The organism is Sphingomonas sp. SUN039 (assembly GCF_024758725.1).
GTDB lineage: Bacteria > Pseudomonadota > Alphaproteobacteria > Sphingomonadales > Sphingomonadaceae > Sphingomonas_O.
Genome location: NZ_CP096972.1, coordinates 1,991,123 through 2,003,342, shown reverse-complemented (window position 1 = coordinate 2,003,342; position 12,220 = coordinate 1,991,123). Strand labels below are relative to the sequence as shown.

Annotated in this window: 11 protein-coding genes; 3 read left to right on the top strand and 8 right to left on the bottom strand. The window is 67.4% G+C overall.

Annotation, left to right across the window (positions count from 1 at the left end; genetic code table 11):
* The first annotated feature begins 8 nt into the window (after positions 1–8).
* From M0209_RS09780 to M0209_RS09770, 3 genes are read left to right on the top strand one after another with little or no spacing between them, the layout of a single operon-like run.
* On the top strand, positions 9–860 hold the full coding sequence (locus M0209_RS09780) for a p-hydroxycinnamoyl CoA hydratase/lyase (protein WP_258888088.1): 852 nt from the start codon (positions 9–11) through the stop codon (positions 858–860).
* A gap of 4 nt (positions 861–864) precedes the next feature.
* Entirely contained in the window at positions 865–2,352 is a 1,488-nt protein-coding gene (locus M0209_RS09775) for an AMP-binding protein (RefSeq protein WP_258888087.1), read from the top strand.
* Positions 2,349–2,897, top strand: a complete 549-nt coding sequence (locus tag M0209_RS09770) for a DUF3237 domain-containing protein (protein WP_258888086.1) — start codon at positions 2,349–2,351, stop codon at positions 2,895–2,897. Before M0209_RS09775 ends, M0209_RS09770 begins: the two co-directional genes overlap by 4 nt.
* 8 nt (positions 2,898–2,905) lie before the next feature.
* Here M0209_RS09770 and M0209_RS09765 read toward each other — a convergent pair whose 3' ends face one another.
* From M0209_RS09765 to M0209_RS09730, 8 genes are read right to left on the bottom strand one after another with little or no spacing between them, the layout of a single operon-like run.
* Positions 2,906–4,078: a CaiB/BaiF CoA-transferase family protein gene (locus M0209_RS09765; RefSeq protein ID WP_258888085.1), complete on the bottom strand. Its 1,173-nt coding sequence runs from the start codon at positions 4,076–4,078 to the stop codon at positions 2,906–2,908.
* Positions 4,075–5,100, bottom strand: a complete 1,026-nt coding sequence (dctP, locus tag M0209_RS09760; RefSeq protein WP_258888084.1) for a TRAP transporter substrate-binding protein DctP — start codon at positions 5,098–5,100, stop codon at positions 4,075–4,077. The genes M0209_RS09765 and dctP overlap by 4 nt, the downstream gene beginning before the upstream one ends.
* Complete coding sequence (locus tag M0209_RS09755; RefSeq protein ID WP_258888083.1) at positions 5,097–6,383, bottom strand: 2-hydroxyacyl-CoA dehydratase subunit D; 1,287 nt, start codon at positions 6,381–6,383, stop codon at positions 5,097–5,099. The genes dctP and M0209_RS09755 overlap by 4 nt, the downstream gene beginning before the upstream one ends.
* The gene (locus M0209_RS09750; protein WP_258888082.1) at positions 6,380–8,470 is read right to left on the bottom strand and encodes a CoA transferase; all 2,091 of its coding nucleotides are present in this window, start codon (positions 8,468–8,470) and stop codon (positions 6,380–6,382) included. Before M0209_RS09750 ends, M0209_RS09755 begins: the two co-directional genes overlap by 4 nt.
* Entirely contained in the window at positions 8,467–9,351 is an 885-nt protein-coding gene (locus tag M0209_RS09745; RefSeq protein ID WP_258888081.1) for a 2-hydroxyacyl-CoA dehydratase family protein, read from the bottom strand. The genes M0209_RS09750 and M0209_RS09745 overlap by 4 nt, the downstream gene beginning before the upstream one ends.
* Positions 9,348–10,658 (bottom strand): TRAP transporter large permease, encoded by a 1,311-nt coding sequence (locus tag M0209_RS09740; RefSeq protein ID WP_258888080.1) that lies wholly within the window; start codon positions 10,656–10,658, stop codon positions 9,348–9,350. Before M0209_RS09740 ends, M0209_RS09745 begins: the two co-directional genes overlap by 4 nt.
* On the bottom strand, positions 10,655–11,104 hold the full coding sequence (locus tag M0209_RS09735; protein ID WP_258888079.1) for a TRAP transporter small permease subunit: 450 nt from the start codon (positions 11,102–11,104) through the stop codon (positions 10,655–10,657). Before M0209_RS09735 ends, M0209_RS09740 begins: the two co-directional genes overlap by 4 nt.
* A complete protein-coding gene (locus M0209_RS09730; RefSeq protein WP_258888078.1) occupies positions 11,092–12,183 on the bottom strand; it encodes a CapA family protein in 1,092 nt (363 codons plus the stop codon). Before M0209_RS09730 ends, M0209_RS09735 begins: the two co-directional genes overlap by 13 nt.
* Positions 12,184–12,220: the final 37 nt, after the last annotated feature.

Sequence of the window (12,220 nt, the reverse complement as noted above, 5' to 3'; positions counted from 1 at the left end):
GACAGATCATGACCGCCCAATCCCCTATCGAGCGCGCTGAAGCCGATACCGTGGCTTATGAAATCCGCGACAATGTCGCCTGGGTGAAGTTCAACCGCCCCGAAAAGCGCAACTGCATGTCGCCCAAGCTCAACCGGCGCATGGGCGAAGTGCTCGACGAGCTCGAATTTCGCGACGATTTCGGCGTGCTGGTGCTGAGCGGCGAAGGCAGTGCCTGGTCGGCGGGCATGGATTTGAAAGAATATTTCCGCGAGAACGAGGCGAAAGGGCTGGGGGCCACGCGCGGCGCGCAGCGCGAAGCCTATGGCTGGTGGCGGCGGCTGCGCTGGTACCAGAAGCCGACGATCGCGATGGTCAACGGCTGGTGCTTCGGCGGCGGATACGGCCCGTTGTTCGCGTGCGACCTCGCCTTTTGCGCCGACGACGCGCAGTTCGGCCTCAGCGAAATCAACTGGGGCATCCTGCCGGGCGGCGGCGCGTCGAAGGTGGCGGTCGAGCTGCTGAGCTTTCGCCGCGCGATGTACCACGCGATGATGGGCGAAAACGTCGACGGCAAGACCGCCGCCGATTGGGGCCTGGTCAATGAATCGGTCCCGGCAGCGCAGCTCGAAGCGCGCGTTGCCGAGGTTGCCAAGGTGTTGCTGGGCAAGAATGCGGTAGCGCTGAAGGCGACCAAGGACGCCATCCGACGCGTCCGGATCATGTCGTACGACGATGCCGAGGACTATCTGATCCGCGCGCAGGAAGCCGCCAACAGCTATGACAACGAGGGGCGCAAGGAAGGCATCAAGCAGTTCATCGACGACAAGACCTTCAAGCCGGGCCTGGGCGCTTACGACCTGAGCAAACAGGGGGCCTGAACCCGTGATCGACCCGGTCGCGACGCATGGCCGCGCCCGCGCCGGACGGCTCGCGCTCGTCGATCTCGACAGCGGGCAGCGCTGGCGCTGGGCCGAACTCGATGCGGCGTGCAACCGCACGGCGCACTGGCTTATCGAGCGGCTGGGGGCCGCGAGCGGCGCGCGGGTCGCGGTGATCGGGCGCAACTCGGCAGCGCATCTCATCCTCCAGTTCGGCTGCGTGCGGGCGGGGGCGATTTTCGTGCCGCTCAACTGGCGGCTGGCGGTGCCGGAGATCGCTGCACTGATTGCCGATGCTGCGCCCGCCATCGTTCTAGCCGATGCCGAGTTCGCGACCGACGGTGTGCTGGATCTCGCCACGTTCGAGACGCTGGTCGCAGGCTACCCCGCCGCGCCGCCTGTTGCCGAAGCACGTCGCGCGTGGGAGGCCGCCTCCACCCTGCTCTACACCTCGGGGACCAGTGGCAAGCCGAAGGGCGTCATGGTCAGCGAGGCGAACGCGCATTGGGGCGCGGTAAATTTCATGCTCGGCAACCATGTGTCATGCGACAGCATATTCCTGTGCGACATGCCGCTGTTCCATACCGCCGGTCTGTTCGCCAATGCGCGGACGCCGATCCTTGCCGGGGCGACGCTGCTCGTCTCGCGGGGGTTCGATCCTGAGCGGACGCTTGCGCGGCTGGCCGATCCGGCGCTTGGCGTCACGCATTATTTCTCGGTCCCGCAAATGGCGCAGACCTTGTGGAACGCGCCCGGCTTTGCGCCCGAGATGCTGTCGCGGCTGCAGGTTTATGCCACCGGCGGCGCACCCAATCCCGCGGCCCAGATCGCACGGTTCGTGGGCGCGGGCATCCCGATGTCCGACGGGTTCGGCATGTCGGAAACCTGCTCGAACTTCGGCATGCCGGTCGACGATCCCGAGGTGCTGGTCGCGAAAGCCGGATCGATCGGCCTCCCCTATGTTTCGGTCGAGGCGCGCATTGTCGATGACGATGGCACCGACATGGCCGACGGCGCGACGGGCGAACTCTGGCTGCGCGGGCCGACGATCACATCGGGATACTGGAACCAGCCCGCGCTGACGGCGGCGGCGCTTACCGATGGCTGGTTCCGCACCGGCGACGCGGCGCGGCGCGATGCCGAGGGCTATTACTTTCTCGTCGACCGCAAGAAGGACATGTTCATTTCGGGCGGCGAGAACGTCTATCCCGCCGAAGTCGAGGCCGCGATCGCCGAACTCGCCGATGTCGCCGAATGCGCGGTCATCGGCCTGCCCGACGCGCGCTGGGGAGAGGTTGGGCAGGCCTATGTGATTGCCGTCGCGGGACGCAGCGTTAGCGACGCCGAGATCATCGCGCATTGCAAGGTTCGGCTCGCCGGGTTCAAAGTGCCGAAGTCGGTTGTCGTGACCGACAAGATTCCGCGCACGGCATCGGGCAAAGTGCAAAAGCATGTGCTGCGCGCGCAGGCATCGGAGGGGAGCGGGGAATGACGATCACGCGGCGCGATGCGCTCACGGCAACGGCCGGCGCGACATTGGCTGCGGCCACGCTGGCCCGTCCGGCCGATGCCGCCGAACCGGTCGCACCCGGCCTCGAATTCGTGTTCGCCGCCGAAGTCACGCTCGGCTCGCCGGTCGAGCTCGGCACCAGCGGCGGCGCGCGCCAGCGCTTCGTACCGATCACCGGCGGGACCGTGACCGGCCCGCGCCTGACCGGCATCGTCATGCCCGGCGGCGGCGACCGTCAGGCAATCCGTCCCGACGGGCTGACGACCATCCGCGCGCAATATTTTCTGAAAGCCGCCGACGACACGGTGATCGGGATCGACAATCCCGGCGTGCGGGTCGCCGCGCCTGACATCATCGCCCGGCTGACCGCGGGCGAGGACCTCGACCCGTCGCTTTATTATTTCCGGACGACGCCGGTCTTCGACGTGGTCGACGGCCCGCACGGCTGGCTGCGGCGCTCGGTGTTCGTCTGCCAGGGCATTCGCCACCCCAAGACCGTGGCGCTGCGCGTCTTTCGGGTCGGCTGACGCCGGGTTTACGAACGCGTTCCAGTCTCGGCCAGCCAGGCCCGGATGCTTTCGCCGTTGCCTCCGAGCGGCGGGGGTGGCGCAACGCTTTCCGGTCGGTCGGCAGCGCGATACCCCAGTCCCGTGATGCGCCCGCGCGCGCCGGGGGGCAAATGCGCCGGATCGAAATTGACCAGATCGCCTCGCCCCGATTGTTCGAGCATCGCCACAGCTTCGCCGACACCCCGAACCATGCCGCAAGGGATTCCGGCGGCGTTCATCGACCGCTCCCATTCGCTCGCCGGTTTGGCTTGCAGCGCGAGCGTCAGCTCGGCGGCCAGTACCGTGCCGTGTTCGCGGCGACCATCGGCGGTGGCGTAACGCGGGTCGGCGAGCCAGTCGTCACGACCGATGTGGCGGGCGAGCGCCGCAAACTGGTGGGGCTGGACGACGCCGAGCGACAAGTGCCGCCCGTCGCCCGCGACGAACACCCCTGCGGTCGGCTGGCCCGAAAAGCCGACATTGCCCGATCGCGGCAAGCCGGTGCCGGTGACAAGGTGCGGCACCACGGCCGACGACATGAAGGCGAGCGTCGCGTCGAACATCGCCACGTCGAGGCATTCGCCGCCACTGCCCTGCATGCGCCGATAGAGCGCCGCGAGAATCGCGAACGCCGCGGTCTGGCCGGTCAGCGTATCCACGATGGGAAAGCCCACGCGGATCGGCGCTTCGCCCTCGTCGCCGCTCAGCATCATCATGCCGCTGGTGGCCTGCACGATATTGTCGATGGCGGGCCAGTCCTGCTGCGGACCGGTCTGGCCGTAGCCCGACACCGAGCAATAGACGATGTCGGGATTATAAGCCCGCACCGCGTCATAGCCGAAGCCCAGCCGCGCGATTACGCCGGGCCGGAAGTTTTCGAGCAGCACATCGGCCCGCGCCACGATCTCGCGCGCGGTCGCCGCGTCCCCCGCATCCTTCAGGTCGAGGACGATCGACTCCTTGCCCACGTTCGCGCCGATGAACGCCGGCGACATGCCGTCGAAGCGGCGGTCGGCACCATAGGTGCGGAAATTGTCGCCCGACGGCGATTCGATCTTGATGATCCGCGCGCCGAGCAGCCCGAGCAGATACGAGGCATAGGGCCCCGCCATGACGTGGCTGAAGTCGGCGATGACGATGTTGTCGAGCGGACGGGTCATGTCCGGCAACTCACATTGCCGCCGGGACCGATGCTTGCACGCGCGGCCCGGAACGCGGCCATGGCGTCGATCCCCGACGCCGACAGCCGCTGCGCGTTGCGCTCTGCATCCGCCAGATAGCGGGCATCGAACGCGGTCTGATCGGCGGGCGCGATGGCATGGATCTGCATGTTCTTGGCGCGGGCCTCGGCAATCCCGGCACCGAGCGATTTTTCGATCTCGCTCGCGATCGCCGCTTCCCACACCGCAACCCCGCGCTCCAGAACCAGTTGCTGTTCGGGCGACAGGCGGTTCCAGCGCGCCGTTCCCATGGCCCGCGCCGGATAGGCGCCACGCGGGATCCGGAGGGTCGTATAATGATGGGCCACCTCGGCGAAGTGTAGCGATTTGATCGCATCCTGTCCGGCCGCGACCCCGTCGACGACGCCCTTCGCCATCGATGAATAGACCTCGCCCATCGGCATGTTGACGGTGTCGACTCCCATCCCGCCGAGCACCACGCCCAGCTCTCCGGGCACGCGCAACCGCAAGCCCTTGAGATCGCTTAGCCGCGTGACCGGACGGTCGCGGGTGACAAGGCCGGGCATACTGCCGCCCTGGACAGCGAGCACTTTCAGCCCCTTGAGTTCCTCGGCGATGCGGGGCGAAGCCGCCGCGATGCAGCGATACAGCGCGACCTGCTGCGGGATGGTCGTAACCCCACTGTAAAAGCCCGCCTGCGTGCGCAGCAATTGCGCGCCGCCCTTGGCATAGATCGGGGTGACGAGGCCGATATCGGCGACGCCGTGCCGCAATTCCTCCATCGACATATCTGCGGACAACACCGCCCCCGACCAGCGCGGCACGATCTTCAGGCTGCCGCCCGAGGCGCGTTCGACATAGGCCATCCAGATCTGGTCGGCGCGGCTGAACGGGTGGTTGGGCGAATAGGGCGTAGAATAGCTGAGCTGCGTCACGCCCGGTGGCAGGGGTTTGGCGCAGGCCGCAAGCAGCAGCGCGAGCAGGAGGCCGAGCACCCTCATGCCAGTCCCGCCTTGGCAAGGAACTCCGCCACGGTCGAAACCATGCGGTCGTGATCCCATTTCTTGGCATCGACCATATCGGCGTCGAGCATCAGCACCGGCGTCCCTGCGGCTTCCAAGGCCTGTGCTGTCAGCTTGGTCCCCGATTGCGACAGCCGGTTGTCGGGCGGCACGAGCATGATGGCCGCGTCGATCCCGCAGCGTGCGGCTTCGGCGACCATCCACCCGCTCATCCAGGGGGGCAGGTGGAGCACCTCGTTCATCGAACAGATGCGGCTGGCGAGCGCATCCATCGGTCGCCCTTTCAGCTCGCGGATATACTGCGGTCCCGCGAACGGCATGTACATCGACCAGACGAACACCGCGCCGAGCCGTGCTTCGAGCGCCTGGTAAAAGCCCGGATCGTGCCAGACGCCCGCACCGATCCACATCAGCCGAATGCGCTCGTTCGACGCCGCTGCCTCGCCAGCGGCCACGCGCGCGAACACTTCGTCGCGAAACCGTTTGGCATGCGCGACCGCCCAGTCGCTGCCGCGGTGCCATTGCGGGATCATGGTGTTGGGCATCTGGTCGGCAATAGACACCGGCGACGGGCGCGTCCGCCCGATCAGCTGGGCGGCCTCGTGGATATAGCCTTCCTGCACATTGATCTGTTCCATCAGGTGCATGAACTTCGCCTCGTCGAAACGCCGCTCGGTCTTGCGTTCGAGCAGCACGATCAGGTCGCGCATCTCGGCAACCATCAGCGCGATCCGGTCGGGCTGGAACACCTCGTCCCAATCGCGGTTCGATTTGGCGAACCAGTTCGCATCCTGCACATCCCAGGCGGGCGCTTCCATCGGGAAGAAGTCGGTGCCGAGTGCCTCCGCCCATTGCGCGAAGACATGCTGGATACAGTCGCAGGTCAGCCGCGCGACAAGCACCGTCGGCGTCGGCAATCCGCCCCAGGGCGCGGTCGCGGGGTCGTTCGCGAGCGTGCAGGCAAGGCCCAGCGAGCAATAGCGGCACGAATTGGCCGGATAGCCCTTCGCCGCCATCACGTCGAAATAGCGGCTCGAAAGCTGCTTGGCCGAGATATAGGCCGACCACCATTGGTTGGTGACGATGGGGATATCCATCGCATGGAAAATCTCGTGCGGGGTGTCGGCCTGCACGACCGCGAAGGGCTCGCCATCGTCGACGACGCGCCGCTTCAGGTCGGCCCCGAACGCCTTTTGATAGGCGTTGGCATCCGCCGTGCATGCCAGATCCTTGCGGCTGCGCTGGCCGGTCTCGACACTCATTTGAACACTCCGGAAGCATGCAACGCGGCGATGGTTGCGTCGTCGAGTCCCGCGATCCCGCGCGCGACGGCATCGCAATGTTCGCCCATCGACGGCGCGCGATAGGGCGTGAAAGCATCGCGCGAAAAGGCGATCGGCGTCGCGATATGGCCGAAGGGGCCAAGCACGGCATGGTCGAGCTGCACCAGTGCACCGCGCCCGCGCAGCTGCGCGTCGTGGTCGATCATGTCCCCGGCATCCTGCACCACCCCCGCCGCGATCCCGGCGGCTTGCAGTTCGGCAACGGCAGCATGGTCTTCGCGGGTGGCGGTCCAGGTGGCGATGTCGCCACCGGTGACCGCGTCCAGCCTCGATTTGTCGGTCCCGTCGAACAGCGAGATCGCGATCCAGCGGTCTTCGCCGAGCGCCGGAAAGACGTCCTGCAGCACCGCATGCGCATCGGCATTGCCTGTGCGCGCCGGTCGTTCGCCGCGCTTGGCGGCGACCAGCGCGTCGCGCATCTGCTGTACGCTGATTTCGTACATCGACGCGTCGATATGGCAGCCGCGCCCGGTCTCGCGGCGATGTTGGAGCGCGGCCGCGACGCCCGCCGCCATCGCATAGGGCACGATGACGTCGCCATAGGGCACGGCGCCGGGGATCACCGGATCGCGGTCGGGCCAGCCGGTCAGGAAGGTCCGCCCCGACAGCGCGCCGCCGGTACCGTCGACGCCCCATTCCTTTGCCATCGGGCCGGTCTGGCCGAACACGCTGCCCGAAACCATGACGATGCCGGGATTGCGCGCGGCAAGGCTGTCATAGTCGAGGCCGAGCTTGGCCATCGTTCCCGGCGAGAAATTCTCGACGACGACATCGGCCCAGTCGATCAGCGGATCGATGAGGCGGCGGGCATCGGGCTGTTTGAGATCGAGCGACACGCTGCGTTTCGAGGTGTTGAGGTGCGCGAACCACGGCTTGTCGTCCCAATTGCCCGGTTGCGACACCGATACCTGCACGTCGAGCCGCGCGAGATCGGGGCGCGTCCGGCTCTCGATCTTGACGACATCGGCACCGAGATCGCCCAAGGTCTTGGTCGTGATCGATCCGACCAGCGCCCAGGCGAAATCGAGCACGCGGACGCCGGACAGCGGGCCGGGCCGTGTGCCGCTGTGGACGGCCGGGGCAGCAGCGGTGCTGCCCTTCCGCCAGCCGAGAAAGCGTTCGGGCAAGCCGTCGGCGGTACCGAAAAAACTGCGTGCGGCGAGATGCGGATCGGCGAGCACATCGGCGGGTTCGTTGGCGACACAGGCGTTGATGCCGCGCCTCAGCCCTTCGGTGGCAATCTCAGCCTTGGTCCGCGTCGCAAAAAAGGCGGTGATCGCCGCTTCCCAAACCGCACGCGTTTCGGCGGGTAGTGTCGAGCGGTTGTAGGCGAGCCAGTCGGTGCCGCGCATCGGATTGTCGGCACCGACATCGTCCATCCAGTCGCTCAAGCCCTGATTGGCGGGCGCGCCGAGCCGTCCGGTCATCAGCGAGTGGAAGCACCAGCCATCGGCGAGTTTCCAGATGCACTTCACCGTCGCCTTGCCATAGGCGAGCGCCCCGCCGACGCGCGCAAGCTTGCGCCGGTCGAATTGCCAGACCAGCACCCCGTTGAAATTTCGGCTGAACGCGACCTGCTGGATCGAGACATCGACATGCTGGCCGCGCCCGTGCGTCCCGCGTGCATAATGCGCGGCCATGGCCCCGGCGGCGGCGGCCATATCGGCGTGGAAGGTGCAGGCGTCGAGCGCTTCCTTGACCGGGCGACGGTCGGGATCGCCGGTCACGCGCAGCGCACCACCCATCGCCGAAGCGACGAACTCGCCCCCGCGCCAGCGCGAATGCGGGCCGCCGCTGCCAAAGCTGGTGACCGAAACATGGACGGCGTTGTCGGGAACGATGATGCCCCGGTCGTCCAAAAGGTCGAGCCCCAGATCATCGATGACGAACGACGCGCCATCGATGCCGCCGCCGATTTCGGCACCGAGCGACGCCAGAAAGCGCGCGAGCGGGCGGTCGGCCATGCCGCCCAATGCGGCGACGCGGTGTCCGGCAAGTGGCCTCATGCCAGCGACGCCAGAAAGGCGGCGATGTCGTCGCCCGCGCCGTCTGTCGCGTCCCAGCGGCGGCGGGTCAGTTGCAACACGGGGATACCGTCCGCGTCGAGTGCCGCGACCTGTGCGGGGAGTTCCCACAGCATCGCTTCCTCTTCCTCGATCAGCCAGATGACGACCGCTTGCGCCTGTGCCGCTGCAACATCGGTGCGCAGCACGGCGGCATGGTCGCGGAATGCCCGGGCGCTGCGGGCATGGTCGCGGAGCTGCGCCGCAATCGCCGTTGCCGGATCGTCGCTGTTCGTTGCGACAGCCGGTCCGGCATCGTCGACGACATCGGCCAGCGTCGGCCCGACCGGGTGCCAGCCAGCAGCCGCTACGCGCAGGTGCAGGCGCAAATCGGGCTGCGGTGTTCCGGCCAACAGGCAGGTCCGGCGGTCGCTCGCGGGTGCAGCGGCGCCGGTCCGCTGGGCATTCGCCGCCGCAATGCCGCGTTCGAGCGCGTCCTCGTCGATGCCGAGCTGTTCGGCCAGTTTCCTGACCGCATGCACCGTGCGCGCCGCACTCGACGCGCGCTCGACCCGGGCGATGTCGAAGATCACGGCCTCCGGGCCGCCCAGTTCGCCGCGCCGCTGAAGCTCGCGGATGTAATAATAAAGCCGCTGGGTGCTGTCCTCGCCGCGCGTGAACACCACGGTGTCGAGGTCGTCGAACGCCCCGGTCGCCCAGCTTTCGAGGATCGATTTATGCCAGGGCGCAAAGCTGGATTCGAGCCAGCGGTCGGCGACCGGCGTCGGTGCATCGACATCCCACGGCAGATGCCCGCGATAGTCGCCGCGCGCGAGCAGGACATCGAGCGGCACATCGGCACCCACTTTGGCGATCCCGCTCATCCGGCCAGCACCTTGGGCAGCCAAAGCGCAATTGCGGGGAAGATGCCGAGCAGCGCGAGATGGAACAGATCGGCCCCGAGGAACGGGACCACGCCCTTAAAAATACGGTTCAAATGCACGTCCTTGGCGATGCCGTGGATGACGTAGAGGTTCATGCCGATCGGCGGATGGACAAAGCCGATCTCCATCGCGCGGACGAGGAAGATGCCGAACCAGATCGGCGACAGGCCCATCGACTCGATGATCGGCAGCATGATCGGCGTCGTCAGCAGCATGAGCGCGAGCCCGTCGAGCACCGAGCCGAGCAGCAGCAGCACGACGGCAATGACGACGACGGTCCCGAGCGTGCCCAGCCCGAGGCCGCCGATCCACAGACCGATCGTGTCGGCGAGGCCGGTGACGCTGACGAAGACCGAGAAAATCAGGGCGCCGATGACGACCGCAAAGATGAGGCCGCTGGTCCGCAACGTTTCTTCGAGTGCCGTGCCAAGGCTGGCGAAGGTCAGCCGCTTGCGCCACGCCGCGATGGCCAGCGCGCCGGTGACACCGACCGCAGCGGCTTCCGATGGCGCGAACCAGCCAATGGCGATGCCCGCGATCACGAAGATCATCAGCGCCGTGATGTCGGCGACTTTGGCGAGCGCTGCGCCGCGCTCGCGCCAGCTGGCGCGAACGCTCGGCGGGGCGATCGACGGTCGCCAGCGCACCAGCAGCGCAATGACGATCAGGTAGAACAGCATCTGTGTCACGCCGGGGATGATCGCCGCCGTGAACAATTTGCCGATCGATTGCTCGGAGATAATCCCGAACACGATCAGCGCGCCCGACGGCGGGATCATCTGGCCGAGCGTGCCGCCCGCCGCGACCGACCCGGTGGCGAGCGCGTCCGAATAGCCGCGCTTTTTCATTTCGGGCAGGGCGACGAGGCCGATGGTTGCGGCAGTGGCGAGGCTCGATCCGCTGATCGTGCCAAAGGCGGCGCACCCCCCGACCGACGCCATCGCGAGGCCGCCGCGGCGATGCCCGATCAGCTTGGCCGCCGCGTCGAACAGGTCGCGACTGGCGTTCGCGGAGAAACACAGATGCGCGATCAGCAGGAACAGCGGCAGCGTCCCCAGTTCGTAGCGGGTCAGCGTTTCGAAGGCGACCACACCCGACTTGATCAGCGCCGGTTCGAAGCCGAGCACGATAGCGAGCCCGCCGAATCCGACCAGCCCCAGCGCGACGCCGATCGGCATTCCCGCGAGCAGCAGGATGAACAGCACGGCCATGCCGACCATCCCGGTTTCGGGCGTTGCATAGGTCATGTGCGCCTGCCCATCACATCGCGGAGGAACAGCAGCGCCACGCATGCGACCGCGAGGTTCGCGACGATCCGCAGCGGCGCATAGGGAATGGCGAGCAGTTCGCTTGCCTCTCGCGCCTGCCACAGGTCCGCCGACAGCCAGACGCCCCCGGCGAGCAGCGCGACGAAGAAGGCGGCCGACAGCAATGCGGTGGTGCGCGCGAGCACGTCCGCCAGACGCGGCCCCATGCGCTCGGTCAGCAAGTGGACGGTCGCATGTGCGCGCGCGGCAGTGGCGGCGATCAGCGCCACCGATCCCGACACCAGCACGGCCGCCTGCACGACCTCGATCGATCCGTGCAACGCAACGCCGATATAACGACCGATGACGGCAATCGCGTCGGTAGCGGTGGCGAGCAGCAGCGCGCCGCCGCCGATCCAGGTGAGAAGTCCGTTCAGCCGAGCCATGCAACCTCTCCGTCCCATGTCGCGACCAGCGGCGAAAGTCCCGCGCGCGTGCCGATATCATGGAGATAGGCGATGATCGTGTCGACGCGGGTGCCGCCGGCAATGACCGGCCTCCCCGGTGCCTCGACCGTCACCGGCATGATCCCGGCGCGCATCGCGCCGTTGGTCCAGTCGATCACGCCCATGAACGCGTTGACGGCTTCGGGATGGAAAGGCGCGAGGGTGTAGGCCGGATCGGGTTCGAAGCCGAACAGCGTCTTGCGCCGTGCGACCCAGGCCTCGCGTGCGGGGTCGTCCTGCCCCGGCGACAGCGCGGTGGTGACGACGCAGCCATTGCCGAGGCCGTGGAAGACGGGCTTGCCGCGATAGAATTCGACACCGCGGACGATATGCGCGTGATGGCCGATAACGACATCCCCCCCGGCATCGATCGCCAGCCGGGCCAGCTCGCGCTCATAGGGCGCAAGGCGCGCCGGGGTGTGCACGATCCCCTTGTGCAGGGCGACGATCTTCAGTTCTGCTTCGATGCCCGACAGATCGTGCTTCAGCCGGTCGGCGACATCCGCGCCGATGCGCGACAGCGGGGCCGAGGGCGCGATTGCGCTCCCGTCCTCCGTCTCGATCCGCAGCCAGTTGCACCCGGCGCGGGTCTCCGTCGCCCAGGCGTTCTCCGGGCCGACGCAATTATAGCTGAAGACCGCGACACGCGTATCGCCGAGCCGGGTCAGGGCCGGTGCCGAGGCCGCGACCAGATCGGCACCGGCGCCGGTGGCCGCGATACCCAGTGACGCCAGTCCGGCGCGCGTGTCGGCGATCCCGCGCCCCCCGCAGTCGGCGATATGGTTGCCCGCCAGCGTCAGCACCCCGAACCCCGCACGTTGCAGCGCGGCCAGATTGGCAGGATCGGCACCGGGCGCAGGCACATCGCCCGCCAGCACGCTCGGCGCGTCGGTGTGCGGCACTTCGAGATGGCCGATGGTCAGATCGGCGGCGCGTGTCGCAGGCGCAATCCCGGTCAGCCAGTGGTCGGGATCAGGCGCGTCGAGCACGATGTCGCCGGTCAGCATCATCCGCGCCATTGGCACCGCCGCGTGGTTCTGGCTAAAGGAATGCGGA

Coding starts and splice junctions, on each gene's coding strand:
- M0209_RS09780 (WP_258888088.1), top strand. CDS start 9: ATGACCGCCCAATCCCCTATCGAGCGCGCTGAAGCCGATACCGTGGCT.
- M0209_RS09770 (WP_258888086.1), top strand. CDS start 2,349: ATGACGATCACGCGGCGCGATGCGCTCACGGCAACGGCCGGCGCGACA.
- M0209_RS09765 (WP_258888085.1), bottom strand. CDS start 4,078: ATGACCCGTCCGCTCGACAACATCGTCATCGCCGACTTCAGCCACGTC.
- dctP (WP_258888084.1), bottom strand. CDS start 5,100: ATGAGGGTGCTCGGCCTCCTGCTCGCGCTGCTGCTTGCGGCCTGCGCC.
- M0209_RS09755 (WP_258888083.1), bottom strand. CDS start 6,383: ATGAGTGTCGAGACCGGCCAGCGCAGCCGCAAGGATCTGGCATGCACG.
- M0209_RS09750 (WP_258888082.1), bottom strand. CDS start 8,470: ATGAGGCCACTTGCCGGACACCGCGTCGCCGCATTGGGCGGCATGGCC.
- M0209_RS09745 (WP_258888081.1), bottom strand. CDS start 9,351: ATGAGCGGGATCGCCAAAGTGGGTGCCGATGTGCCGCTCGATGTCCTG.
- M0209_RS09740 (WP_258888080.1), bottom strand. CDS start 10,658: ATGACCTATGCAACGCCCGAAACCGGGATGGTCGGCATGGCCGTGCTG.
- M0209_RS09735 (WP_258888079.1), bottom strand. CDS start 11,104: ATGGCTCGGCTGAACGGACTTCTCACCTGGATCGGCGGCGGCGCGCTG.
- M0209_RS09730 (WP_258888078.1), bottom strand. CDS start 12,183: ATGGCGCGGATGATGCTGACCGGCGACATCGTGCTCGACGCGCCTGAT.